General features: G+C 74.0%; 14 protein-coding genes. 2 read left to right on the top strand and 12 right to left on the bottom strand.

The genetic code is table 11. From position 1 onward, the window contains the following. Position 1: 1 nt before the first annotated feature. From ACZLMO_RS09015 to ACZLMO_RS08975, 9 genes are all read right to left on the bottom strand, one after another. Entirely contained in the window at positions 2-1,975 is a 1,974-nt protein-coding gene (locus tag ACZLMO_RS09015) for an FHA domain-containing protein (protein WP_463653532.1), read from the bottom strand. Between the two features lie 230 nt (positions 1,976-2,205). After that, positions 2,206-4,704 (bottom strand): transglutaminase-like domain-containing protein, encoded by a 2,499-nt coding sequence (locus ACZLMO_RS09010; protein ID WP_463653531.1) that lies wholly within the window; start codon positions 4,702-4,704, stop codon positions 2,206-2,208. Next, positions 4,701-6,143, bottom strand: a complete 1,443-nt coding sequence (locus ACZLMO_RS09005; protein WP_463653530.1) for a DUF58 domain-containing protein — start codon at positions 6,141-6,143, stop codon at positions 4,701-4,703. Before ACZLMO_RS09005 ends, ACZLMO_RS09010 begins: the two co-directional genes overlap by 4 nt. Further along, positions 6,140-7,150, bottom strand: coding sequence for an AAA family ATPase (locus tag ACZLMO_RS09000; protein WP_425715113.1), 1,011 nt, complete (start codon positions 7,148-7,150; stop codon positions 6,140-6,142). Before ACZLMO_RS09000 ends, ACZLMO_RS09005 begins: the two co-directional genes overlap by 4 nt. 129 nt (positions 7,151-7,279) lie before the next feature. Then, positions 7,280-13,705, bottom strand: a complete 6,426-nt coding sequence (locus tag ACZLMO_RS08995; RefSeq protein ID WP_463653529.1) for an Ig-like domain-containing protein — start codon at positions 13,703-13,705, stop codon at positions 7,280-7,282. A gap of 487 nt (positions 13,706-14,192) precedes the next feature. Beyond that, on the bottom strand, positions 14,193-14,900 hold the full coding sequence (locus tag ACZLMO_RS08990) for a hypothetical protein (RefSeq protein WP_425715116.1): 708 nt from the start codon (positions 14,898-14,900) through the stop codon (positions 14,193-14,195). Between the two features lie 3 nt (positions 14,901-14,903). After that, entirely contained in the window at positions 14,904-16,823 is a 1,920-nt protein-coding gene (locus ACZLMO_RS08985; protein WP_463653528.1) for a serine/threonine-protein kinase, read from the bottom strand. After that, positions 16,820-19,324, bottom strand: a complete 2,505-nt coding sequence (locus ACZLMO_RS08980; RefSeq protein ID WP_425715118.1) for an FHA domain-containing protein — start codon at positions 19,322-19,324, stop codon at positions 16,820-16,822. The genes ACZLMO_RS08985 and ACZLMO_RS08980 overlap by 4 nt, the downstream gene beginning before the upstream one ends. Before the next feature lies 1 nt (position 19,325). Then, a complete protein-coding gene (locus ACZLMO_RS08975; RefSeq protein ID WP_425715119.1) occupies positions 19,326-20,276 on the bottom strand; it encodes a PP2C family protein-serine/threonine phosphatase in 951 nt (316 codons plus the stop codon). A 191-nt stretch (positions 20,277-20,467) separates the two neighbouring features. Between ACZLMO_RS08975 and ACZLMO_RS08970 the strand changes: the two genes are divergently transcribed. Beyond that, positions 20,468-21,262, top strand: coding sequence for a DeoR/GlpR family DNA-binding transcription regulator (locus ACZLMO_RS08970; RefSeq protein WP_425715120.1), 795 nt, complete (start codon positions 20,468-20,470; stop codon positions 21,260-21,262). Between the two features lie 75 nt (positions 21,263-21,337). On the opposite strand, the gene ACZLMO_RS08965 is transcribed toward ACZLMO_RS08970, so the two are convergent. From ACZLMO_RS08965 to ACZLMO_RS08955, 3 genes are all read right to left on the bottom strand, one after another. Further along, entirely contained in the window at positions 21,338-22,375 is a 1,038-nt protein-coding gene (locus ACZLMO_RS08965) for a zinc-binding dehydrogenase (protein ID WP_425715121.1), read from the bottom strand. Beyond that, positions 22,372-23,169, bottom strand: coding sequence for a class I fructose-bisphosphate aldolase (locus tag ACZLMO_RS08960; protein WP_425715122.1), 798 nt, complete (start codon positions 23,167-23,169; stop codon positions 22,372-22,374). Before ACZLMO_RS08960 ends, ACZLMO_RS08965 begins: the two co-directional genes overlap by 4 nt. A 255-nt stretch (positions 23,170-23,424) precedes the next feature. Next, positions 23,425-24,282 carry an aldo/keto reductase gene (locus tag ACZLMO_RS08955; RefSeq protein WP_425715123.1) on the bottom strand — a complete coding sequence of 286 codons (858 nt, stop codon included), beginning with the start codon at positions 24,280-24,282 and terminating at the stop codon, positions 23,425-23,427. A 220-nt stretch (positions 24,283-24,502) separates the two neighbouring features. Between ACZLMO_RS08955 and ACZLMO_RS08950 the strand changes: the two genes are divergently transcribed. Beyond that, positions 24,503-26,068 (top strand): FGGY-family carbohydrate kinase, encoded by a 1,566-nt coding sequence (locus ACZLMO_RS08950; protein WP_425715124.1) that lies wholly within the window; start codon positions 24,503-24,505, stop codon positions 26,066-26,068. The last annotated feature ends 7 nt before the right edge of the window (positions 26,069-26,075 follow it).

The raw sequence follows: 26,075 nt of genomic DNA, 5'->3' as shown, positions 1-26,075 counted from the left end.
GTCAGCGCAGGATGGTCTGTCCGGCGTCGTCCTCGTCCTCCGACCAGGGGTCGTCCCACTCGAGGAGCGAGTCCCCCACGCGCAGCGCGGCGCCCTCCGGCACGACGACCTCGCGCCACGGGTCCAGCTTGGTCACCGTGCCGTCCTCGGCCACGTAGAAGGTGCCGTTCGTCGAGTCCCGGTCGATCGCGTGGAGCTGGGAACCGGTGAGACGGACCGACAGGTGGGTCTTCGACATCGACGGGTCAGGGACCACCATGAGGTTGTCGACGAGCTCCCCGGCACGTGGCTCCGGGTCGCGGCCGACGAGCGTGATCCCGCCGTCGAGGAGGTACCCGCCGACGCGGACGTCCGGCACCTCTTCCCACTCCCCCGTCTCCCGCCACGAGGGGGCGGAGTGCGCGCCGAACGCGGCGTGCGCGCCCGTGGCGACGGGGGCGGAGTCGCCACCCGCGTCGTCGCCCTGGTGGACGTAGCCCTCGCCGGAGGCGTCCGGGCTGAACGCGCCCTCCGGCGTGGCGCCGCGGGGGTCGACGGGCGGGACGCCCTGCCCGGGGCGCGGCTCCCGGCCGTACACGTGCTCTCCGTACGCGTGCTGGTCGTAGGACTGCCGGTCGTGCCCGTCCTGCGTACCCCGTCCTCCCTGGCCGGGAGCGCCGTAGCCGCCCGCACCGGAGCCGTCCGGGCCGGGACCGCCGTAGCCGCCCGCACCGGAGCCGTCCGTACCGGGACCGCCGTAGCCATACCCCGCCGGCGCAGGGCCGGCGTAGTCGCCCTGGCCGGGTCCGCCGTCGGCGCCCCGATGTCCGGGGGCCTCCTGCCCCGCGCCGGCGTAGCCACCATGCGAGACGAAGCCGTACTGCTCGGGTCCGCCCGGGCCATCGCCGCCGCCGTACCCGCCCGGTCCGTAGCCGGATCCCTGGTCGGGGGACCCCGCGGAGCCGTAGCCGCCGCCGTACCCACCGGGGCCACCCGTGCCGGCGCCACCGCCGTACCCACCGGGGCCACCCGTGCCGGCGCCACCGCCGTACCCACCGTCGCCGCCGTACGGACCGGGGCCACCGTCGCCACCCGGCCCACCGTGCTGCCCGTACGCCCCGGGTCCACCGGACCCGTACCCGTGGTGCCGCTCGCCGTGGGCGTCGACCCCGGCGACCTGCGTGGCCAGACCGGGACCGTCGTCGGACCAGTCGGCGCCGCGGCGGTCGTCGGCGGGCTGCGCCCCCGAGGTGTCGGTGACGTCGACGCCCGCGCGGCGCAGCGTCCACACGCGCGCGCCCAGGCCGCCGGGGCCGAGCCCGCCGTTGCGGGCCACGGTCAGGCGCCAGGCACCGAGGCCGGCGGCGATCGCGAGCCACCAGCAGGCGACGGCCCGGATGAGGGCGGCGACCATGGCGCCGAGCGTGGCGTCGTTCGCGTAGGCGCGCGTCTGCTCGATGACCGGTCCGACAGCGAACGCCGTGGCGGCGACCGTCGCCAGGATCGCGAGCGCCGCTCCCACCTGCCGGAGTCGCACCGGCCCCGGGGCGAGGAGCCGCCCCACCTCCTGGACCGCCTCGTGCTGGCGGGCGGTGAGCTGTCCCGCGCGGCGCTGTCGGCGCCCGTCCTCGGTCACCACGGTGGGGAGCACCGCCCAGGCGAGCGTGCCGGCGATGACCGGGTTCCCGGACCGCATGAGCAGGATCGCGAGCACGGCGGCGCCGAGCACGAGGACGATCCCGACGACGAGCAGGACCGGCGCCTGGAGCGGTCCCCACGGCTCGCCCGCGATCCCGGGCCGAAGCACGAGGCTGCCGCCGACGGCGAGGGCCAGGGCGAGCAGCGCGCCCAGGGCGCGAGGCACCGAGGTGGCGGCGGGGTACAGGTCGCGCAGCGCCGTCTGACGCTGCATGAGGACCGAGCTGAAGGTCGCCCAGTCACGCGCGATGGCGGACGGGTGGGCGGCGCGCCGGACGGCCGTCGTGGAGCGAGGCATGGGGCAAGTGTGCACCGCTGCCGGGCTCCCACGCGTCGCGGGACCGGGCCCGATGCGGGCGTGTGGCGACCGGCACGTCCGAACGCGGCCGGGCACGCGCGCGACACCTCGTCTGCAGGCCTCGCTCCGCCCCTCAGCCGCACTCTCGACCCCCTGTCAGCCGCCATCGCGCCGACCCCGAGCCGCACTCTCGATCCGATGTCGGCCGGCCACCGACCCCTCGGGATCGGTCAGCCGCCCTCGCGCCGGCGTCTGCGCCGCTCGTCCCGCCGGTGCTTGAGCGAGCGCGTCGACAGGCGCGAGCGCCACCACCGACGCCGCCCCGCCGCCTTGCGGACGGCCAGCAGCGTCTCGTCGACCTCGGCCCACAGCTTCTCGACGTCGCGGTCGTCGGGCTCCCGGTAGCCGAAGGCCTGTTCGTCGGTGCGCCGGGCCAGCCCGCGCAGGTCCACGCCGCCCAGGTCGATCGGGTCGACCTCGGGGACGTCCGCGCCGACCTCGGCGTCCGGCTGCTCGGGGGCTCCGCCGCCCGGAGCGGTGGCGCCCACCGGGCGTGGGGCGTCGTCGTCGCGGGACTTCGTGCCCTTCCGGCCCTTGGCGGGACCGACGGCGCTCGCCCCGGCGCCGGTGACGCCGCGCTGCCCGCCGAGCGAGCGCGCGACGGCCCCCGCCGCCACGGACCGGGTCGCGCCCACCGGCACGCGCGCGCCGAGGTCGCGCGTGACGTCGACGACCTCGGACCAGCCCCCTGCGGCCCGGTGGGTGGTCGTCCCCCGGGTGCGCCGGCGCCGGCGCCTGGCGGCTTTGACGGCGAGGATGATCGCGATCGGCGCGAGCAGCAGGAGCAGCAGGCCACCGCCGGCGGCGGCGACGATGATCCACACGATCGACAGCTGGCTCTCGCGTTCCTCGGGCTCCTCGCGCACGTCGACGTCCTGGCGCGCGGCGGGCGGGGCGTCCGGCGGCTCGAGCACGGGCGGGGGCGGCTGGAGGACCTGCGGCTGCGGCTGCTCCTGCGGCTCGAGGTTCTGCTCCTGCCAGATGCGGTCCTCGTCCGGGGTGGGGAAGAACGGGACCCACCCGTGCTGCTCGAACGGGACCTCGACCCACGCGGTGACGTCCTCGCCGGCGAGCTGGATGGCGCCGCTCCCGTTGGGCACCTCGAAGCCGATGACCACGCGCGCGGGGATCTGCATCGACCGCAGCATGAGCGCCATGAGGGCGGCGTACTGCTCCTGGTCGCCCACCATGGCCGGGCCGGTGAGCATGGCGTCGAGCCGCGCGGCGCCGTGGCCGGCGAGCGAGGGCGTGTCGCCCTCGAGCCCGTGGCTGAAGTAGCCCTGCCGCAGGCCGGACTCAACGGCCTGGATGCGCGCAAGGGTCGTCGTCGCATCGGCGGCGAGGACGGACGCCTCGGTGGCGATCGAGTCGGGGATCGTCACCGGGGGCAGCGCGTCGTCGGCGACCGGGGCGGCCTCGAGGGCCCCGAGGTCGGGCCGCTCGACGGGCGCGGCGAGCAGCGTGTACGTGTCGCCCGGGCGGAGCCCGGCCTCGACGAGCCCGACGCCGGCCACGGGGTTGACGTAGAGCGAGCGCGCGAGGTCCGTGGCCCTCCCGGAGGTGAACTCGACGTCGGCGAGCTGCCCGGCCACGGGCACCCACACGTCGCGGTACTCCCCGATCGTCACGTCGATCTCCTCGGCGCCCGGGAGGTCCTCGTCGACGGCGGCGCCGATGCGCTGGAACTCGCCGGTCCCCGCCTCCCCGCCGGGTGCCACGGTGAACGCGGTGCCGTCGTAGGAGTCCATCGCCGCGAGCCGCACGAGCTCACCGGCCTCGAGCCCGTCGACGGTGAGGACCGTGTCGGTGAGGTGGTCCTTGAGGTAGGCGCGGAACCCGGCGAGCGGGCTCGGGTAGTCGCGCAGGTCGGGCGGCGGGGCCACGTGGTCGCGGACCACGGTGCGCCGGCCCTCGTCCTGCCACAGCAGCCCGGTGGCGCCTCCGGCGACGAGCGCGACGACGAGGAGCCCTGCCGTGGCGACGGGTCGCTCCGTGTGCAGGCGGTGGGAGCGGCGCGCCGCCCACACGAGCGCGACGGCGGCGAAGGCGAGCCCGACCGGCACCGCGAGGGAGGTGTCCCGCGTGCTGAGCAGCACGCTGCCGGGCAGGATCACCAGCGGCACGAGGGCGGCGAGCGTGGGCCGGCGGGTGCGCTGCGCGATCGTCATCGCGAGCGCCGACCCGACCACCCCGAGCAGCAGCGGGACGGTGAGGACGGCCCCGGTCGCCCCCACCGGCGCGAGGATCGTCACGAGGTCCTTCCACGCCGTGACGACACCCTGGCCGACCGCGCCGACGCTCGCCGGGCTCGGCAACCATCCGACCAGCGCCTCGACCGGGGCTGCCGCGCCCGTGAGCAGGACGAGGGCGAGCAGCACGGCGAGGACCGTCACGAGCGCGCCCCAGCGCCGCCAGGCGGCGAGCAGCGCGAGGCCGCTCCCGGCCAGCACCGCGAGGACGAGGACCACCCAGAACCGCGCGACCCCGTAGGCGGGCCACAGCGGGATCAGGGCGAGGAGCATGAGGAGCGGGATCGCGATCGCGTCCCACACGCGCATCCGGGCCCGACGCCGGAGCGCGGCCCGCGTAGGCGCGTCACCCCGGTACTGGAGCGCCTCGCTCGCGAGCCGGGTGCGGCGCCCCTCCTCGAGGGCGGACGGGCTGCTCACAGCGCCGCCATGTGGAGGCCGCGGGTGAGCTCGTCGAGGTGCGGGACGGTCACCACGGTGACGGGCCCGACGGCGGCGACGCTCGGCTCGACGTACGGGTCGGCGCGCACGGCGAGGGCGCGCATGCCGACGGGGAGGACGGAGCCGGCGGCGCGGATGTCCCGGAGCGGCACGGGCGAGCCGCACACGAGGACGGCGAGCGTGGCGCGTGCGTGGGACAGGGCGATCTCGCGGGCCATGTCGACGACCTCGGTGCGGGTCGGGGTCATCGTCAGGCGGGTGAGCGCGTCGAGGACCGCGCGGGCGGACACCGTGGGCAGCGGCGCCGACGTCGTGAGGACGGTGAGCTCCTTGTCCTCGGTGATCGCCTGGAGCGCGAGCGAGCCGACGGTGGACACGACGGTCTCGAACTCGTCGGGCTCGTCGTAGTCGGCGGCGGAGGTGCTGAGGGCGACGACGACGTGGCTGCGCCGCGACTCCTCGAACTGGCGGACCATGAGCTTGCCGGTGCGGGCGGAGGTGCGCCAGTGGATGTAGCGCCGGTCGTCGCCGGGCTGGTACTCGCGCAGCGCGTGGAACGAGAGGTCGGACTCGGTGAGCTCGGTGGTGGGACGGCCCTCGAGGTCGTGCAGCAGGCCGGCGGAGGCCGGGGCGAGACGCACCGTGCGGGGGTGGACGTACATCTCGAGGGTGTCGGTCCACGTCCGCGCCGAGCGGACGAGACCGAGCGGGTCGCCGCGCACGGTCCGGGCCGGGCCGATGTCGACGACGGCGCGGCGCTGCGTGGGCACCGCGAGCAGCTCCTCGACCGAGTCGCCGGCCGCGAGGCCGGGCAGCGGGATGGCGACCTGGCCCGGGCCGACGGGCACCTCGAGGCGGGCCGCGGACGTCGAGCGCGCCCCCGTGTTCCTGACGATGACGCCGGCGAGCGCGCGGTCGCCCACCTGGACCCGGTGGTCGGACAGCCGCAGGTCGACCTGGTAGCTCTGCCGCCCCACGGTGAACAGCACCGCGACGACGAAGGCCGCGAGCAGCGCGACCCCGCCCGCCATCGCCTCGCCCCACCCGAGGACGAACGCCACGACGAGCGCGACGACGCCGAGGCCCAGCGCCGTCCACCCGAGCACGGAGACGCCGCCGAGGACCCGGGCGACCTCCCGGCGCGGCGCGACGGTGCGCTCGAGCGCGGTGGTCAGCCCCGGGATCGCGCCGACCCGGGCGCGCGCGGACGTGCGCCAGCGGCCCGTGGTCGAGCCGCTCGAAGTCACCTGACCGATCGAGTACGGCGAGTGGGCCGAGCCCGGGGAGCCGCCGGGCGACGCGCCGGTGGGCGCGGAACCGGTGTGCGGGGACGCGGCGGAGCCGGTGCGCTCGGCCGGGCCGTGGACGACCGCGTGCCGTTCGACCGCCTCCGGGACGTCGGGGCGGGAGCCGTTCACGAGCGGCCGTGGTCCCCGGCCAGCTGTCGGTGGGCGGGCGGCTCGATCTCCTCGAGGACCGTGCCGAGCGCCCCGGCCGCGGTGGCGCCGTCGAACTGCGCCTCGGCCTCCATCACCATCCGGTGGCCGAGGACGGGCTCGGCGAGCTCGCGGACGTCGTCGGGCAGGACGTACCCGCGGCCCTGGGACGCGGCCCAGGTCTTGGCGCACCGCACGAGGGCGAGCGCCCCGCGGACGGACACGCCGACCTCGACGCCCGCCGCCGTGCGGGTCGCCGTGACGAGGCGGGAGATGTAGTCGGCGATCGCGGCGTCGACGTGGACGCGGGAGGACATCCGCACCATCTCGCTGACGACCTCGGCGGTGACGACGGCGCGCAGCTCACCGGCGCGGTCGCGGACGGCGGAGCCGGTGAGGATGGCGACGGTCGAGTCGTGGTCCGGGTAGCCGACCGAGGTCTTGATGAGGAACCGGTCGAGCTGCGCCTCGGGCAGCGCGTACGTGCCGGCCTGCTCGATCGGGTTCTGGGTGGCGAGGACGATGAACGGCTCCCCCACCTCGTGGGTCCGCCCCTCGGCGGTCACGCGCCCCTCCTCCATGACCTCGAGGAGGGCCGACTGCGTCTTGGGCGAGGCGCGGTTGATCTCGTCGGCGAGGACGACGTTGGCGAAGATCGGACCCGGGTGGAACTCGAAGGTCTTCTTCTCCTGGTCGTAGATCGACACGCCCGTGACGTCGGAGGGCAGCAGGTCCGGCGTGAACTGGATGCGCGAGCTCGTGGCCCGCAGCGTCTGGGCGAGCGACCGGGCGAGCTGGGTCTTGCCGGTGCCCGGGTAGTCCTCGAGGAGGACGTGCCCGCCGGCCAGGAGCGCCGTGACGACGAGCCGGATGACGCCGGTCTTGCCGACCACGGCCTTGCCGACGTTGTCGACGATGCGGTCGAACGTGCTCGCGTACCAGGAGGCCTGCTCCTCGGAGAGCTGCTCGATCACGGGGACGGCGGTCATGGGGTCCTCTCGGTGGTGCGGGGAAGGGACGGGCGGTCGGGGCGGGTCGGCATGATCCGCCGTGGTGCGAGCTGGGGCGATGGGCGGTCGGCTCTCCGGGCCGGCCGAGCGGTGTCGGGCGCGCGCATGTCACCCGCCCACGCGATACGAGTCCTCGGCGACGACGTCGCCCGACGAGTTCCGGACGACGACCCGGATCCAGTCCCCGGTCTCCCCGTAGTACTTGCCCTCGAGCCGGGTGCCGTTACCCGCACCGTTCGGGGTGAACGTGTAGGGGTTGGGGAAGTTCGGGGTCGGGGTGATGAGGGACGTCGCGTTCGAGCTGTCGCCGTAGTACCAGGTGACCTCGTAGGGACCGTCGTCGTAGTGCTCGAAGTTGTCGTAGCTGAACTCGAGCCACTTGCAGTCGTCGTTCGACTCCAGGCACGGGGGGTTGCCCGGCTCGCCCCGGGCGTCGTTGTTGCGCTGGACGGTCACGGTACGGGCGGGCGGATCGGGCTCGTCACCCGTGGCGTCGCTGTCCGAGTCCGTCCGCCTGGTGCTCGAGGGATCGTCCCGGACGACGGTGATCGTGGCGTCGTAGGTCGTGTTCCACTCGGCCGCGTTGATCGTCGTGCTCGACTGCGAGAGCGCGTCGATACGGCCCTGACCGGTGATCTCGACGTACGCCTCGCGGATGGGCCGACCGTTGCCGTCCGGTACCGACCACTCGACCTCGACGCGCGCGTCCTGCCCGTACTCGTTGGGCGTCGTCGCATCGACCGTGACCGACGGCTCTCCGAACGGCCCGTACGGGATCGCCGCCGACGAGGCGCCGGACGGCTCGCCGCAGTACGTGTTGCACGCGCGGACGCGGAAGGTGTAGCTGGAGCCGTTGGTCAGGCCGCCGACCGAGTCGCCGCTCAGGGTCTGCCAGCCGCCACCGTTCATCGAGTACTCGTAGCGCTCGATCTCGTCGCCGCGGGGGTCGGCCGCCCCGTAGTCGAGGGTGACCTGCCCGTCCGAGCCGGTCGCGGTGACGCTCGGCGTCCCGGGCGCGGTGGGCTGGATGAACGACCTGACGGTGCCGGATCGCGGGCTCGCCGGCCCCTGGTCCACGTCGTTGGTCGCCGAGACCGCGACCGAGTAGTCGTGGCCCTCGGGCGCGTCCTGCGTGAAGGAGGTGGACTGGGTGGTGAACCGGGAGAACTCCGCGCCGTCCTGGAAGATGACGACCTCGTAGCCGGTGATCGGCGAGCCGTTGGCGTCGGCCGGCGCGAACGAGCCGGTGATCTGGGCGGCGATCGGCGAGTCGACGCGCTGGACGTCCGGCGTGCCCGGAGCCGTCGGCGGACCGGCGGGCACGACGGCCTGCGACCAGGGCGACCACTCGGACGGCTCGTCGGCGCCGTTGTGCGCGCGCACCCGGAACGTGTAGCTCGTGCCGTTGCTCAGCCCGCTCCACGTGTGGCTCGTCCCCGTGGCGGAGACCTGGCCGCCGCCGGTGGACGGCGTGACCTGGACGTCGTACCGCTCGACCGGGGTCCCGCGCGAGACGGGCGTCTCCCACGCGAGCTGGACCTGGCCGTCGCCCCGCTCGGCGGACGGCGCCTCGGGCCGCTCGGGCCGCACGTCGGGGATCGCGGGACCGGACGGGGCGGACGGCTCGGAGTCGCCGACCTCGTTGGTCGCGATGACGGTGAACGTGTACTCCTGGCCGTTCGTCAGACCGCCGATCGTGCAGGTCGTCGTCCCGCACTCCTGCCGGTGCCCCGCGGTGTCCACCGTGTAGCCCGTGATCGGGGAGCCGTTGGCGACCGGCGCCGCCCACGTGAGGACGACCGCGCCGTCCTGCACCTCCTGGACGCGCGGCGGCGTGGGCGTGCCCGGGACGCCGACGACGTTCATCGTGATGCGTGCCTCGGTCTGCCGGGACGGCAGGCCGGTGGCGTCCTCGACCGTCACCCGCACGGTGAGCGGGCCGACGAAGTCCTCGGCAGGCGTCACCGAGACGTCGGTGAGCGAGTTGTCGACCTGCGCGATGCCCTGCTCGGCGGCCGCGGAGACGATCGTCAGCGGTTCGCCGTCGTCGGCGTAGGGGTTGAACGCGCCCTCGAGGATGTCGACGGTCTCGGTCTCGCCCTGCTCGACCTCGCCGAGGTCGACGTCCGGCACGGACGGGAGCTGTCGGTTCGACGCGGTGACCTGCACCCGCACGACGCCGGGGACCGGGTCGTTGACGCCGTCCGAGACGGTCATCGGCAGGTCGAGGGTCTGGCCGGGCACGACGTCGACGGCGGCCTCGACGGTGAGCGTGTGGCCGTCCACGCTCGCGGTGAGCCCGTCGGGGACGCCGTCCTCGACCACCTCGAGGCGCAGGGAGGAGAAGTCCTCCGGGTCGTCGATCGCCGAGCGCAGGTTGACCGACTCCGGGTCCTCGCCGGGGACGACCTCGATCTCGCCGCCGCGGAAGGTCGGCGGGATGTTGACGCCGTCGGGCACCACCGTGATCGGCAGCGTGAGCCGCGAGCTGAGGCCGTCCTGGGCGGTCTCGCCGTCGGTGACCTCGAACGTGATGGACGCGGGCCCGTAGTAGTCGGGCGCGGAGGTGAACTGCAGGGTCGTCGCGTCGACGACCGGGCTCGAGCCGTCCGAGCTCGTCGCCGTCACCTGGGTCTCGTCGGTCAGGCGGATGTCGCGGCCGGACGGGGCGACCACGTAGTCGTCGAGGTCGATCTCGATGCGCTCGCCCGAGTGCACCTCGATCGGGTCGACGTCGGTGCGCAGCACCGGGCCCGTGTCCTCCGAGCCGGGCACGTCGATGAACGCGAAGCCCTCGATGCCGTCGGGGTCGGTGACCTGATAGGTGACGACCTGACGGGTCGGCAGGACGGGGACCTGCACGTCGTTGCCGGCCACGCGGGCGCCCTCGGGCGGGTCGACGAGGGAGACGGTCAGGGCGTCCGCGGTCCCGTCGGGGTCCTCGTCGTTGGCGAGGACGGGCACGGTGACGATGTCGTGCCCGATGATGTCGGCCGGCGCCACGAGGTCGTCACGCGCGAGCGGGGGCAGCAGCGGGGCGTCCGGCGTGACGTCGACCGTCGCGACGGCGGAGTCGAGCCCGCCGCGCCGGTCGGAGACCCGGTACACCAGCGAGAACGCCGCGGGCTCGGTCGGGGTGCTCACGCGGATGCGCTGCTGCTCGGTGGGCTCGGGGGCGAGCTCCGGCAGGTCGTCGAACGGCCCGCCGTCCGGGTCGTCGGCGAGGTAGAGCGGGTCGCCGTCGGGGTCGGTGTCGTTCGAGAGCACGTCGACGTCGACGGTCCTCCCCGGGCGCACCTGGACGGAGTCCTCCTGGGCCTGCGGGCGCGAGTTCGACAGGGGCGGGGGCACGACGGCGACACGCACCTGCGCCGAGGCCACCGCCCCGAGCCGGTCCCGCACCGAGTAGGTGAACGTGTCGGTGCCCGAGGACTGGCCGTACGCCTCGTAGTCGAGGTATCCGGCGCCGACCTCGACCACGCGGCCGAGCTGCGGTGCGGTGCCGGCACCGAGCAGCTGGACCGAGTCGCCGTCCGGGTCGATGCCGTACATCGGCACCTGGATGCGGATCCGCTCGCCGCCGAACGCGCGGGTCTCGATGGGCTCGGGCAGCGGGGCGGCGTTGGACTCCGAGGCGGCCTGGACGCGCACGGTGATGAGCGCGGAGGCGGAGTTCCCGTTCTCGTCGGTCACCGAGTAGACGGCGTTGACGCTCTGCGGGGTCTCGGGCGCCCGGAAGCGCACGACCTGGCCGGACGTGAAGAAGTGGCCGCTGTCGGGATCGGGCTCCTCCGACAGCTCGGCGTCGAGCGTGTACTCCAGGCCCTGGGGATGGGAGTCGTTCTGGAGCACGGGGATCGTCACGTAGTCGCCGGCGCGCACGTCGACGACGTCGGGCTCCGCCACCGGCGGCTGGGGCTCGAGGTCGGACATGATCGGCAGGACGACGACCTCGCCGGTCGCCGTCGCGGTGCCGTTGGAGACGGTGTAGGTCAGCCGCTGCGGACCGGCGGTCGTCTGCGTCGAGGTGATGCGCAGCATCCGGTGCTCAAGGACGGAGACGACGAGCGGGGAGTCCTGAGGGACCTCGATCTGCTGGACCGCGAGCAGGCCGCCCGCCGGATCCTCGTCGTTGGCGAGGACGTCGACGAGGACGGACCCGCCGGCGGGCAGGAGCGCGGTGTCGCGCACGGCGACCGGCGGCGCCTCGGTGTCGGGGGCGACGACGTCGACCCGGACGAGCCCGGTCGTGTCCTGGCCGCCGGAGTCGGCGACCACGTACTCGAGGTAGTTCGTGCCCTCGGTCAGTCCGGTGAGGTGGACCTGACCGGTGTCGTAGTCCGGGCGGACGTCCGCGATGTCGGACGGGGTGACGGAGCCGAGGCGGAGCGGCTCACCCTCGGGGTCGACGTCGTTGGCGAGGACCTCGACCATCGCCTCCTCCCCCACGCTGAGGGAGATGAAGTCGTTGACGGCCCGCGGCGGGAGGTTCTCGGCGTCGTGCACCTCGACCGGGACGACGACCTCGGTGACGTCCGTGCCGTCCGAGACGCGCACCGTCACCTCCTTGACGCCGGAGCTCGTGCCGGTGTCGACGAAGGTGAGGCGGCCGTCGGGGGTGAAGTGCACGACGTCGTCGGATTCGGTGGAGGCGCCGGCGAGGAGCATCTCGTCGCCCTCGGGGTCCACCATCGAGCCGAGCACGTCGATCTCGCCGGTGCCGCCGAGGGCGAGGTCCATCCGGGGGTCGCGGTCCTCGCGCACCTGGGGCGGGCTGTTCTCGGTGTCCGGGACGACCCGCAGCGTGATCGTGCCCTCGGCCTCGCCGTTCTCCCGGCCGTCGGTGATCGTGTAGGGCACCGAGACCTGCCCGGACGCCGTCTCCGGGACCGCGACCTGGAGCGCGCGCCCGCCCATGATCGAGGACAGCACCCCGGTCTCCTCGGGGATCTCGCCGAACTCGGAGACGGTGAGCAGGTCGCCGTCGGGGTCGGTGTCGTTCGCGAGGACCTCGAGGACGGTGACGGAGCCGGGGCGTACGCCGAGGGCGTCGTCGACGGCGGTCGGCGGCCGGTTCTCCTCCTCGCGGTCGAGCGGCTGGTCCTCGAGGCGGTCGTCGGTCGAGTCCGTCTCCTCCTCGGAGTCGCCCTCCGGCGGGGTCGTGTCGTCCCAGTTGTCCACGAGCATCATGTCCTCCTGCGGGAGGTACACGGTGCCGGTGAGGGTGTCGTTGAGGACCACGAGGTCGTGGTTCGTCCGCAGGCGCAGCTCGTGCTCGGAGCCCTGGAGCGGGACCTGGGCGTCGACCGCCTCGGAGTCGCCGCACTGGACGAGGTAGGAGCCCTCGGCGCCCGCCCAGGCGCCGTGGACGCAGCCGGCCACGACGATCGGCTCGGCCGGGGCGCCGATCATCTCGGAGCGGATGATCGTGGGCTCGTCGCCGTCCATCGGGACGAGCACGAGGGCGTCCCGGGTCGCGAGCGCCACGGTGCCACCGGCGTCGGAGGGCTGCTGGAGCGCGACGTCGGTGAGGTCGAGGTCGTAGCCGGTGAGGTCGAGGGGCTCGCGGTCGCCGCGCAGGACGAGCAGCTGCTCGTCCTCCTCGGTTACGACGGCGCCGACGGGGGTCGGGCCGACCGAGGTGAGGCCGACGTACTCCGCGCCGCCGAGGACGTCCGCGCCGACCCCGAGGTCGGTCGTGGCGAGAGCCTCGGTGGTCTCCTCCTCGGCCTCGGTGGTGGGCTCGGGGGCCTCCTCCGACCCGCCGCTCGCCGCCTCGCTGCCGGACTCCGCGGGCGGGGTGCCGCCGGCCGGCTCGCTGCCCGCGGGGATCGTCACCACGGAGCCGTCCTCGACGGACAGCCCGTGGACGGCGCCGTCCCTTCCGACGGCGAGGCGGCCGTCGGCCCCGATGTGCGCGTTCGGCGCCGCCTCGGCGTCGCCGAGGACGCCGACCTGGTCGACGGGGACCGAGCGCAGCGCGCCGGAGCCGGGCTCGAGCATGCCGACGGTGTCCCCGCCGAGGCCCAGCTCGGCCGAGCGCGGGATGGTCACCGCACCGGTGCCGGTCGAGACGGTCGCCGGGTCGAGGGTCTGGAGCAGGGCGGCGCCGTGGTCGACCACGAGGACCGTGCTGCCCTCCTGGAGGACGTCGACGTCCGCCGACGCGGCGGTCACCGAGCCGTCGAGCTCCTGGACGGGGTAGTTCACGCGGCCGACGAGCAGCTCGTCGGAGTTCGTCACCCACACGCCGCCGTCGTGGAGCTCGATGTCCGCGACCGGCTCACCGTCGTAGGCCAGCGCCGCGACGACGATGCCCGTCGACGCGACCGCGAGGGCCGCTCCGGCCGCCACCGACCGGCGACGACGGCGTCCGCGCTCGGCGCGGCGGGCGTTGGCGTCGTCCGCGGCGGCGGCGACCCCCGAGGAGCCGGCGGCCTTGCGGGCCTGCTCCTTCCGGGCCTGCTCCTTCCGGGCGCGGGACCGCTCCGCGACCGGGCGACTGGCAGGGCCGCCGTCGGTGTCGGCGGGCATCGTGGCGCCGGGCTCGGGCGTGCCGGACCCGGGTGTGGCTGGTCCGGGAGTGGCTGCTCCGGGTGTGGCTGGTCCGGTCGTGCCGGGCCCGGTCGCACCGGACGCCGCGCCCGTGCGCGACGCCGCATCCGTGCCACCGGGTGCGCCGGTCGACCCGTCCGCAGGTCGACGACGCCACCACGCCATGCCGCTGCCTCCCCTGGTTCCACCTGACGACCGGGCGCCGGCGGGCGCCGCAGGGTCCTGGCGAACCTTATCGCCGAGCGGCGGGCGTCATCGTCGCGTTCGTGGGCCGCCCCGGTGAACCTGCCCACCTCGATCCGACCGCATGAGTCCGCCGGGACAACGGCGGGTGAACACCAGGTGCTCGCGCTGGATGCGCGGCCGCCGGATCGCTGTCGGCGCCCCACCGTCGGACCCCGCTGAGGTCCGTGGCGTCGGCACCGCACGCCTCGCCGGCCCACGCGAGCGCGGACCGACGTCGGTGCTACTCGACGTTCGCGTCGGCGTCCTGCGGGGCGTCGAGCAGCTCGAGCTCGTCGCTCGTGACGAGCCGGGAGGCGACGGCGTGCTCGACGAGGCGCGCACGACGGTTGACGGCGAGCTTGCCCTGGCCGCCGCGCAGGCCGCGCACGCCGTAGCGGGCGAGCTTGTCGCACACGTTGTCGAGCTTGCGGTTGAAGCGGGTGAGCGTCCACCCGAGCCGGTTGGCGGCCTCGGCGGACGTGGGGATCGACGTCGTCGACCCGCGTCCGGACAGGACCGGCTCCGCGAGGGCGAGGACGAGAAGACGCTGCGAGGGCGTGAGCGAGACGGGGCCGATCGTCGTCTCCCCCACCTCCATCTCGTCCTCGGGACGGGTGGGGAAGTACGCCGGGTCGTCGTTGGCGATGAGGACCTCGTACGTGGTCGGCCCCGCCGTGAACATCAGCGTCGTCCGTGCGTACACGAGCGGGAGCCGGGCGCCCGGGGACAGCCACGCCTGGGTGTTGCCGTCCGGGTCGGCGACGGTCGCCGTCAGCCGCGTGCCGACGTTCGAGACCCACCACAGGCCGCCCGACTGGGCGACCGTGAGGAACCTGCGGTGCAGGTAGGGGTTGTCGTCGAGCTCGAGGGGCCCCTCACGCCCGATGACGAACGGTTCCTCGTCGTCGACCGGGAACCAGTCGCCGCAGAACTCCACCTGGATACCCATGGGTCATGCCTCCTCGTCGACGCACGTCGTCGCCGGCTCGTTCGACGTCCGGCCGTTCGTGAGCCGGATCTTCACCTCGATGCACACCTCGCCCGACTCCTCCACCGACGCTACGGGCTCGTCGGCCGAGGTGAGCGGGGTCTCTCCGTCCGTACGTTGCCACACGTAGCTGACGTCCTGCCCGTCGAGCTCGGTGGGCGCCGCCCACGTGAACTCGACCGTGGACCCGTCGCGCGTCCCGACCAGGTCGACCGGGCTGGGGACGAGGTCCGGGACGTCGATGGTCGTGTCCTGGTTCGAGTCCGCCGACACCTGACCGTCACCGCTGCTCGACGAGTCGCCGGTCAGGGTGCCGAACGCCCAGATGAGGGCGACGACCACCGCCATCACGCACACGACGGCCGTGACGACGACGCCGGAGCCCATGCGCCGCCGAGCACCGGCGCCCTGCTGCGGTGCGGGGCCGGACGACGGCGCACCGACGGCAGAGCCCGCGCTCGGCGGGCTGCCCGCGCCGGGATATGGAGCGCCGGCCGCGTGCTGGCTCCCCTGGGCACCCTGTCCGCCGAGGTGCATGGGCTGCGTGTGAAGTCCGCCCGACGCACCGGCATGATTCGGTGACGAGGCCACGGCAGGTCGGCCGACGCCGGCCTGGACGCCGTTGCCCTGCGACGCGACCGCGCGGATGGAGTTGACCCTCGTCGGCTCGGGCTGCCCGGCGGGCGCCGGCGCGTTCGCGCCGCCCGGGTGGGGGCGGGACCGGACGGGCTGAGCGCCGGTCGGACCGTCGGCGCGGGCGGCCGGGCTCGGCGGCGGCGCGGCCTTCAGCTCGTCGGACGTGATCTCCGGCCCGGAACCGGCGTGGCGGCCCGTCCCGGGCGCGCGGCGCGATCCCGAGCGGGACGAGCCCGACGACGAGCTGCCGGAGTCGGCCGACGAGCCTGACGACCCGGACGAACCCGCTGCCCCGTCGCCGCGACGCGCGCCGTCCCTGTTCTCCAGGGCCGCCTTGGGCGCCTTGCGACGGTCCTGCGGGTCGGGTGCCAGCCAAGAGGTGTCCGGCATCTCGATCTCGGTCATCGGCAGGCGCATCTCCTGCTCGACCATCTGGAGGGCCCGGCCGAGGTCGGCGGCGCTCTTGTAGCGCTGGGAGGGCTGCTTGGCCATCGCCTTGTCGAGGACGCGCTGGAGGGAGTCCGGCAGATCCTCGCGCTCGATGCGCGGCACCGGGTCGCGCCGGATCCGGGTGGTGTAGTCGAGGCGCGTGTTCGGGCCGCCGGCTCGGGTGAACGGCGACCTTCCGACCAGCAGCGTGAAGATCGTGGCGCCGAGCGAGTAGACGTCGCCCTCGATGCCGGTGACCTGGCCGTCGATCGCCTCCGGCGGTGCCCACGGGATCGACAGCCCCGCGGTCTCGGCGAGCTTGTTCGACAGCAGGCCGGCGATGCCGAAGTCCGTCAGCGCGGGGCGCCCGTACTCGGTCGTCAGCACGTTGGCCGGCTTGATGTCGCGGTGGACGATGCCGGCCCGGTGCGCGGTCTCGAGCGCGCCGGAGAGCCGCACACCGATGCCGACGGACTCGGCCACGCCGAGAGGGCGCCGGCGCGTGCGCTCCGCGAGGTTCGGCAGCGGGCAGTACTGCATGACGAGGAAGGGACGCCCGTCCGGCGACGTGCCGGCGTGGTAGATCGAGACGATCGAGGAGTGCGAGGACAGCTGGGCCATGAGGTTGGCCTCGGCCGTGAACTGCTCGCGGGACTGGCCCTCGGCCGCCTCCTCGGTCATCACCTTGACGGCGACGTTCCGCTTGGGCAGGTGCTGGCTGTACAGGAAGACGTCGGCGAAGCCGCCCGAGCCCAGGAGACGAACGTGCTCGTACCCGTGGAGCTCGGGAGGCTCTCCCGCCGGACGCTTCTGGCTCACTGCTCGGGCACCTGCCCGGCGACGTCGACGTGGAAGCCGGCGTCGGTGCCGAGCTCGACGTACGCGCCCGGGGGCACGGGCACGCCGGTGCGCGGGTGCAGACGGAAGGCCGGCTGGTCGGGCAGCACGATGACGGTGCCGTTGGTGGAGTCCATGTCCGTCACGACGACCGTGTCACCGGCGGGGCGCACCTCGACGTGGGTGGCCGAGACGTCCCGCTCGGGGCTGCGGACCTGGACGATGCGCGGGGCGTCGTCGCCGCTGAAGCGGGTGGCGTCCGGCGCGCGACCGAGGAGGACCGGCCGGTCCACCGCGACCGTGGTGCCGTCGGGCAGCACGAGGACGAGGCCCTCCGCGTAGTCGCCGACGGAGACCATGCTCGTGGCGCCGTCGTGGTCCGGGCCCGCCGGGTCGGCGTGCCCGTCCTGGTCGGCCGCGGCGGCACCGTGCCCCTGCTGGTCGTACCCGGGAGCACCGTCTCCGTCGCCGCCCTGGTCGCCGTAGCCCTGGTCGCCGTACCCGCCGTCGCCCTGGCCCTGCTCGCCGTAGCCGGCGTCGCCCGGGCCCTGGTCGCCGTAGCCGTGGTCGCCGTACCCGGCGTCGTCCTGGCCATGGTCGCCGTACCCGCCGTCGCCCTGGTCCTGGTCGCCGTACCCGGCGTCGCCGTGGCCCTGGTCGCCGTAGCCACCGTCGCCGTCGCCGTGGTCGCCATAGCCGTGTCCGCCGTCCGCCCGGTCCTGCCCGTACGGGTTCTCGGACTGGCCGCCGGCGGCACCGGCGGCTGCGACCGCCCCTGCCGCGCCGAAGCCCGCGGCGGCGTACGCGGCCTGGTCGTTCGCCTCGGTGTCGACGGCGTGCGCCTCCACCGGCTGCTCCTCGACGGGCGGGACCTCGTCGCCGCGGCCCTCGGCAGCGGCCTCGTCGAAGATCTGCGTGTGCTCGGCGTCGTCGTGCGCGCCGGCCACGTGCCCCTCCTGCTCGTCACCGGAGCCGGGCGCCCCACCCGCGTCGTCCGCGCCGGGCTGACGGTCGCCGTCCTGCGACCACGTCGGGACGTTGTCGATGAGTCCGTCGTCCTCGGCATCCTCGACGCCGGAACCACCGACACCTGAACCCTCGACACCAGACCCGTCGACGCCGGAACCCTCGCCGTCCGGGCCCTCTCCGACGAACCCGTCGGCCTCCTCGGGCTCGGCCGTGAGCGCGACCTGGTCCTCGGCCGCGAGCGCCTCGGCCAGCTCGGCGTCGTCCGGACGACCGGGCTCGTCGGTGTGGGCGTCGTCGTCATCGCTCTGCTCGAGCGCTGCGCCGGAGTGGTACGGGTCGGCGAAGCCCTCGCCCTCGACCTGCTCGGCCTCCGGAGCATCCGGGGCGCCGGATCCGGGCGCGCCTTGCTCCTCCGACGCCTGGAACGCGTCCTCGCCACCGAGCGTCGCGGCGCCCTCCTCGACGGCGCCGGGGGCCGCCTCGTCGGCCGCCTCGCCCGGGATCGCGTCAGAACCGTCGACCGCGGGGCTTCCGCCCTCGGCGAGGGGGTCGCCCTCGCCGGGCACCTCCTCCGCGACCGGTGCGCCGGGCGCCGCGTCGGGCGCTGCGGCGAGCGCTGCCTCGTCCGCAGCCTGTCCGTCGGCAGCCTGCCCGTCGGCGGGAGCGTGCTCGGGCGCGTCCCCAGCCATCGCCTCCTCGTCGACGAGGTGCTCGCCCTCGGCGGCGGCCTCCGCCTCGGCATCGGGCGCGCCGTCCGCCGAACCCTCCGCGTGCGGAGCTGAATCGCCGGCGAAGTCGGCGTCGGTGATGCCCGCGAACGGGTCGTCACCCTGGTCGGCGGCGTCGTCGCCGGCTCCCGCCAGTGCCGCACCGGCCACGCCGGCGCCCGCGAGACCCGCACCCGCGACCCCGGCGGCCGCGAGGGCCGCGCCGGATCCGTCACCCTCGGTCGCGCCCGGGTCGTCGCCGTCCGTCGAACCGGCTACGTCCGTCGAACCGGATACGTCCGTCGAGCCTTCGCCATCACCGGCACCGGCACCGGCACCGGCACCCTCCGCGTCCTCGCCTGCGACCGTGAGTCCGGCGTGCTCCTCCCCAGCAGGGGCCCGCGAGACGACGCTCGCGGCGAGCACGATCCCGGTGGTGACGGGGAGCGCCTCGGCGGCACCGTCGGCCTCGGGGGCCGAGATCTCGAAGTCGGAGGCCCCGGCGACGAGCTCCTCGTACCAGGTCGAGTAGCCGCGTCCGGTCACGGTCCGGCTGCCGGCGCGAACGGTGAGGTCGCCGCGCACGAGGACGAACAGGCCGTCGTCGCGCGCCTCGACGAGCGCGAACGGCGGCAGCGACGTGATGCCCCGGGCCGCGAGGACCTCGATCCAGCGGCTCAACCGCTCGCCGTCGCGGTCGTTGTCCCACAGCCGGCGCGCGTCGTCGGTCCCGAGCGAGGGGTCCAGCAGCGCGACGGCACTCTCGCCGACGACGGCGATCCAGCGTCCAGAGGTGTACTCGTGCATGTCAGCTCTCCGCGGTAGTCGGGGTCGGTGCCAGCGGCGTCGCCGGGACGGGGGTCGGGGTCGAGAGGGGTGCGTCGGGGCTCGGCGCCGTCGTGGCGAAGGTTCGCTCGGGTCGGGCAGCGACCTCGGCGTCGGACTCGGGCGGGACGACCTCGGCGCGCCCGTGCCCGCTGCCGGTCGCGGTCGTGCCGACCGCGTCCTCGTTGTCGACGTCGACGACGACGGCGGTGATGTTGTCCCGCGCGCCCCCGTCCGCGACCGCGCGCTCGATGAGCTCCTCGGCCGCGGCGGTGGGGTGCATGCGGGTCCGGAGCACGTCGGCGATCTCGTCCTCGCCGAGCTCGCCGAAGAGCCCGTCCGTGCACACGAGCAGGCGGTCGTCGGCGCCCACGTGGAGCATCCAGTAGTCGACCTCGACGTCGAGCCCGGTGCCGACGGCGCGCGTGATGACGTTCCGGCGGGGGTGAGTCCGGGCCTCCGCCGGGGCGAGCTCGCCGGCGTCGACAAGCTCCTGGACGAGGCTGTGGTCGACCGAGACCTGCTCGAGGCGGTCGCGCGAGAAGCGGTAGACGCGGGAGTCCCCGACGTTGAGGACGAGCCAGTACGGCTCGCCGTCGGAGTGGGTGAGGACGACCCCGGCGACGGTGGTGCCGGCCATCGCGTCAGCGAGATCGGGCCCGAGCCCGCCCTGACGGGCCTCCTCCTCCATCGTCTGCCGGATCTGCTCGGCACCCGCCCGGACCGCGTCGGTGACGTCGGCAGGAGTGATGGGCCCTTCCTGGTCGGCGAGCGCCCCGAACGCGGCGACGACGGTGCGCGAGGCCATCTCACCGCGCGCGTGACCCCCCATGCCGTCGGCGACGACGAACACCGGGTGGCGCGCGAACGCCGCGTCCTCGTTCATCTTGCGCCGGCCGCCCGCGTCGGAGGCGGAACCCCATTGCACCTGCATGCTCACCTCTCTCGGGCCTCTCGCGGAGACCAACCTACCGGCCCGCACGCAGCCCGCCTGCGCACGGACGGGGTGGAGTGCCCATCCGGACGACCGCGCGCGGGACCGAGCGGCCCGTACCCGGCCACGGTTGTCACAGTCCTCGACGTTGGTCGAACATCACGAAGTGATGGTCGTGGCAGGATCGGCGCATGAACGCCCCACCCGCCCCGATGAAGGACCGCCGGCAGCGCCTGGCGACGATGGCGGAGCTGGTGCTCGAGGCCGGCACCCTGTCGGTCGAGGACGTGGCCGCCCAGTTCGGCGTCTCGACGATGACGGTCTACCGCGACCTCGCCGAGCTCGAGCGCGGCGGCATCGTCACCCGCACGCGCGGCACGGTCACGGCGCGCGCGACGTCGATGTCGGAGGCGTCCGCCGAGTTCCGCAGCACCCTCAACACGGCGACGAAGCGCCGCCTGGCCGCCCGCGCGGTCGAGGAGGTCCACGCCGGGTCGACGATCATGATCGACGACTCGACGACCCTGCTGTCCATGGTGCCGCTGCTCGACGACCGCGGGCCGGTCACGATCGTCACGCACTCGCAGGCCGTGGCGCGCGAGGCAGCGGCGCTGCGGTCGGTGCGGCTGTTCGTCACCGGTGGCCGCTACCGGCCCGAGCTCGACTCCCTCTACGGCTCGACGACGCTCGCCACCTTGCGCTCCGTGCGCGCCGACATCTGCTTCATGTCGACGACGGCCCTCGCGGGCGGAGAGCTCTTCCACCCGCTCGAGGAGAACGCCGACGTCAAGCGGGCGATGCTCGCGTCCTCGACGCGATCGATCCTCGTGACGGACGCGTCGAAGTTCCAGCACGCGGCCACGCACCGGGTCGCGTCGGTCGCCGACTTCGACCTCGTCGTCGTCGACTCCGCGGCGCCCGCCGACGAGCTGGCGATCATGCGCGAGCACGGCGTCGAGGTCGCCCAGGTCGACACCGCGGACTGAGCCGCACACATCTCCCGCACGACGACGGGCCGCCGGCCGGTCGTTCCCGACCCGACCGGCGGCCCGCAGCCCTGGTCAGGGGTGGACGGAGACCTTGATGCCCTCTCCCCCGGCGGAGAACTCGATCGCCTCGACGGCGTCCTCGAGGGCGTACTCGTGGGTGACGAGCGAGGCGACGTCGATCGCACCCGAGGCGATGAGCCCGAGCGCACGCTCGTGGTCGACCCGGCGCGAGTTCGACGCCCCGGTGACCGTCAGCTCGTTGTAGTGCACGAGATTCGGGTCCACCTCGGCGGAGACGCCCTTGGGGAAGCCCGCGAACGCGTTGACCCGGCCGCGCTTGCGCACCACGGTCAGCGCCTGCGCGAACAGGGCGGGGATGCCGATGGCGACGACCGCCACGTCCGCCCCGAGGCCGTCCGTCAGCGACAGGACGTGCTCGCGCAGGTCGGTCGAGGTCGGGTCGACCACGTCGGTCGCCCCGAGGCGGGACGCGACCTCGCGGCGGCTCTCCGACGGGTCGGACACGACGACCCGACCGGCACCGGCGAGGCGGGCGACCTGGGTGTGGAGCAGGCCGATGGGCCCGGCGCCCAGGACGACGACGGTCTCCCCGGGCGCGATCCCGTAGGACTCCGCGGCGCCGAGGACGCAGCCGAGCGGCTCGGCGAGCGCGATCGACGAGTACGTGACCTCGGGCGGCGCCACGAACACGCCGCCGCGCGAGATCGCCTCGGCCGGGACCGCGACGTACTCGGCGAGCCCGCCATTGAGCGCGTACCCGAAGATCGCGGAGTCGCTGCACAGGTTCTCCCGGCCGAGCCGGCAGTACGCGCAACGCCCGCACGGCACGGTCGGGTTGATCCCGATGCGGTCGCCCTCGGCGAACCCCTCGACGCCCGCCCCGAGCTCGACGACCTCGCCGGCGATCTCGTGGCCGAGGACGACACCGACGTCGATGCCCGCGGACTTCTCGCCGCGGATGATCCGCACGTCGGTCCCGCACACGGTGTTGGCGCCCGTGCGCAGGAGGAGTCCGCCCTCGGGCGCGCCCGGCGTCGGGACGTCGGCGAGCTCGACGACCCCCGGACCACCGAAGACGACGGCCCTCATCGGGACTCGCCGGCCCGGTGCGTGATCGCGCCGAGGGTGCTCAGGCGCTCCTCGAGGTCGCCGGCCTGCCACACGTTGCGGCCGAAGATGAGGCCGCGCGCACCGGACGCGATGGCGCCGGCGGCGGCGGCCGCGACGGCGTCGTCGTCGCCCGGGGCGCCGCCCAGGGTGAGGACCGGGACGTTGCCGACCTCCTCGATGATCGTGCGCTGCGCCTCGACGTCGCCGACGTACTCGGTCTTGATGGCGTCGGCGCCGAGCTCGGCGGCGATGCGGCAGACCTGGCGCAGGCCCTCGGGGTCCTTCTGGTCCTCGTTGCGCAGGCCCCACAGGGTGCCCTCGACGATGACCGGGAGGCCGACGGCGTGCGCGCGGTCGATCGTCTCGGCGACGTTGGCGATGTTGTCGTAGAACATGCCGTCCGACTTCGGGCGGGCGATGAGGTACATGCACAGGGCGTCGGCGCCGAGCGCGATCGCGTCGGCGGGGTCGACGAGCGGCCGGTAGCCCTCGCCCTGCTCCTCCTTCATCGCCGGGTCGAGCGTGGTCCAGTCGGCGCGCAGGATCGCGGCCGGCGCGCCGCGGTGGGCGAACACGTGCGAGGCCTGGGCGAGCATGCCCTTGTTGAGCAGGATGCCGTCGGCCCCGCCGGCGGCGATGCGCTCGAGCAGCGCGACCGGGTTGCCGAGGCCGCCGGGGATCTTCAGCGACTGGCCGTGGTCGAACGCGACAGTGAACGAACGGTTGGTGTCCTTGTCGAACATGCGGCCGAGACGGATGTCGATGCCACTCATGCGGGCTCCTTCGATCGGGGTGGTGGTGGTGCTGGTGATGGCGGTCGTGCGGTTGGTGCTCGCCGAGATTGCGGTTCGTGCTCGTCGAGATTGCGGTTCGTGCTCGTCGAGATTGCGGTTCGTCAGGATGGGGCAGCGGGAATCGTCGAGCGCGCCGTTCGCCGTCGGGCATGGGGTTCGCCGTCGGGCATGGGGTTCGTCGTCGGGCACGGGGTTCGCCGTCGGGCACGGACCCGAAGGCGCGCCCGACCCGTCTCAGTACTCCTCGTTGACGGCGGGGTCCTTGCCGAGCGCGACGGCGGGCATCGCGTCGATGCGCTCGACCTCCTTGTCGGACAGCTCGATGCCGGGCGCGGCGAGGTTGGCGCGCTGACGCCCCTCGTCGGCGGACTTCGCGACGGCGCCGACGCCCTTGCGGACGGTCCAGGCCAGGGCGATCTCGACGGCGCTCACGCCGTGGTCCGCAGCGATGGCGTCCAGCGTGCCGTCGTCCATGATCCCCTTGCCGCGCCCGGCCACACCCCATCCCTGGGTGACGATGCCGTGCTCGGCGTCGAAGGCGCGGATCTCGTCCTGCGGCCACCCGGGGTGGAGCTCGACCTGGTTGACCTCGGGGTACTCGCCGAACCTCGCGTGGATCGACTCGAGGTGCTCGGGGAGGAAGTTCGACACCGCGATCGCGCGGATGAGGCCCTCCGCCCGCAGCTCCATCAGCACCTCGTAGGACTCGAGGTAGCGGCCGAGCATCGGCAGCGGCCAGTGGATGTAGTACAGGTCGAGGTAGTCGGTGTCGAGGCTGCGCAGCGAGGTGAGGAACGAGCGGCGCACCTGGCGCGCCTCCTGGTCACCGCCCCGGAGCTTCGAGACGAGGAGCAGCTCCTCGCGGGGCACGCCGGACTCGCGCACGCCCCGGCCGACGTCGACCTCGTTGTGGTAGCGCTGCGCGGTGTCGATCAGCCGGTAGCCGGTCCGGATGCCCTGGGCGACGGCGGTCCGGCCGACGTCGCCGTCCATCTGCCAGGTCCCGAGGGCGACGTGCGGGATCTCGATCCCGGAGCTGGTGACGAAGCGGGGCAGGTCGCGCCGGTGTGCGGCGCCTGACGACTCGGGCACGTGGGTCACCTCTTCGTGTGGCGGGTCCGCCGGTGCGGCGGCGATGACATGAAGCCTACCGGAAGGCTAACATCAGGCTCTGTTGTTTCCACATCTTCGGGTGTTGCGTCATCGGGTGTCCGTGTTCGCTCGGCACCGATGGCGGCGTACGCTCGGAGGCCCGTGGTCGGGCCACGGCGACGTCGCCCGGCAGGTCCAGCACGCTCAAGGGAGAGACACGATGACTGCATCCACCCGCCCCGACGGCCCGTTCGTCATGGGGATCGACTTCGGCACCGAGAGCTGCCGGGTCGCGATCTTCAATCTCGTCGGCGACCCGGTCGCCTTCGCCGCCACGCCCTACCCGACGACGCACCCCCGACCGGGCTGGGCCGAGCAGTCCGAGGACGACTGGTGGTCGGCGATCGCCACCTCCAGCCACCAGGCGCTCGAGAAGGCCGGGCTCACCGGCGCCGACATCGCGGGCATCAGCTACGACGCGACGACGATGACCGTCGTCGCGATGGACGACTCCGGCAAGGCGATGCGGCCGGCGATCATGTGGATGGACGTGCGCGCCGTCGAGCAGGCCGAGCGGGCCTCGACGTCGGACTCGAAGGCACGCCGGTACAACGGCGGCGGCACGATGCCCGCGACGGCGGAGTGGTTCCCCTTCAAGACGGCCTGGCTCAAGGAGCACGAGCCGGAGACCTTCAACAACGCCAAGTACCTCGTCGACGCCCCGGACTGGATCACGTACAAGCTGACCGGCGAGTGGACGATCAACATCAACTCGGCGTCGGCGCGCATGTACTACGACCGTGACAACGGCGGCTGGCCGGTCGACTTCTACGAGCACATCGGCGTGGCGGACGTGCTGGACAAGATCCCGGGCACGGTCAACGACCTGGGTGTCGCCGTCGGGGGGCTGACCTCGGCCGCGGCGCAGCACCTCGGGCTCCGCGAGGGCACGCCGGTGGCGCAGGGCTGCGCGGACGCGTTCGCCGGTCAGATCGGGCTCGGCGTCGTCGCGCCCGGCAAGATGGCGCTCATCACCGGGTCGTCGCACGTGTTCATCGGCCAGACCGACCAGCCGATCTCCGGCGAGGGCTTCTTCGGCGGCTACACCGACTCGGTCATGCCGGGCCAGTACACGGTCGAGGGCGGGCAGGTCTCCACCGGCTCGGTCGTCAAGTGGTACCGCGACAACTTCGCCAAGCACCTCGTGGACGAGGCCGAGGCGGCCGGCCGCACCGCGTACTCGCTCATGGACGAGCGCGCGGCGCAGATCCCGCTCGGCTCCGAGGGGCTCATCGTCAACGAGTACTTCCAGGGCAACCGCACGCCCTACACCGACGGGCGCGCCCGCGGCATCCTCTGGGGCCTCTCCCTGCACCACGGCCCGGCGCACTTCTACCGCGCGATCCTCGAGGGCGTCTGCTTCGGCACCGAGCACATCGCGCGCACGATGCGGGCGGCCGGCCACAAGGTCGACGAGATCGTCTCGTGCGGCGGCGCCACGAACAGCCAGTTCTGGATGCAGATGCACGCCGACGTCACCGGCACCCCGATCACGCTGACGAAGGTGCCCGACGCCGTCGCCCTGGGCTCGTGCATCCTCGCCGCCGCGGGAGCCGGACTGCACGACGACATCACGTCCGCCTCGAACGCGATGGTCCACACGGCCGACACGATCGAGCCGGACATGCAGGCGCACGAGGAGTACCAGTTCTACCTGGACAGCTACATCGACACCTACCCGCGCATGCAGGAGCCGATCCACAAGATGGTCGACCACATCGGCTGACGCGCGA

The sequence above is a fragment of the Georgenia sp. G2120 genome (assembly GCF_055326485.1).
The sequence above is the reverse complement of the archived record's forward strand: the minus strand, read 5'-3'. Positions and strand labels throughout refer to the sequence as shown.

Excerpts from the sequence above, each read along its gene's own strand:
- ACZLMO_RS08980 (WP_425715118.1), bottom strand. The coding sequence starts at position 19,324 with ATGCACGAGTACACCTCTGGACGCTGGATCGCCGTCGTCGGCGAGAGT.
- ACZLMO_RS08965 (WP_425715121.1), bottom strand. The coding sequence starts at position 22,375 with ATGAGGGCCGTCGTCTTCGGTGGTCCGGGGGTCGTCGAGCTCGCCGAC.
- ACZLMO_RS08975 (WP_425715119.1), bottom strand. The coding sequence starts at position 20,276 with ATGCAGGTGCAATGGGGTTCCGCCTCCGACGCGGGCGGCCGGCGCAAG.
- ACZLMO_RS09015 (WP_463653532.1), bottom strand. The coding sequence starts at position 1,975 with ATGCCTCGCTCCACGACGGCCGTCCGGCGCGCCGCCCACCCGTCCGCC.
- ACZLMO_RS09000 (WP_425715113.1), bottom strand. The coding sequence starts at position 7,150 with ATGACCGCCGTCCCCGTGATCGAGCAGCTCTCCGAGGAGCAGGCCTCC.
- ACZLMO_RS08960 (WP_425715122.1), bottom strand. The coding sequence starts at position 23,169 with ATGAGTGGCATCGACATCCGTCTCGGCCGCATGTTCGACAAGGACACC.
- ACZLMO_RS08990 (WP_425715116.1), bottom strand. The coding sequence starts at position 14,900 with ATGGGTATCCAGGTGGAGTTCTGCGGCGACTGGTTCCCGGTCGACGAC.
- ACZLMO_RS08995 (WP_463653529.1), bottom strand. The coding sequence starts at position 13,705 with ATGCCCGCCGACACCGACGGCGGCCCTGCCAGTCGCCCGGTCGCGGAG.
- ACZLMO_RS08970 (WP_425715120.1), top strand. The coding sequence starts at position 20,468 with ATGAACGCCCCACCCGCCCCGATGAAGGACCGCCGGCAGCGCCTGGCG.
- ACZLMO_RS08950 (WP_425715124.1), top strand. The coding sequence starts at position 24,503 with ATGACTGCATCCACCCGCCCCGACGGCCCGTTCGTCATGGGGATCGAC.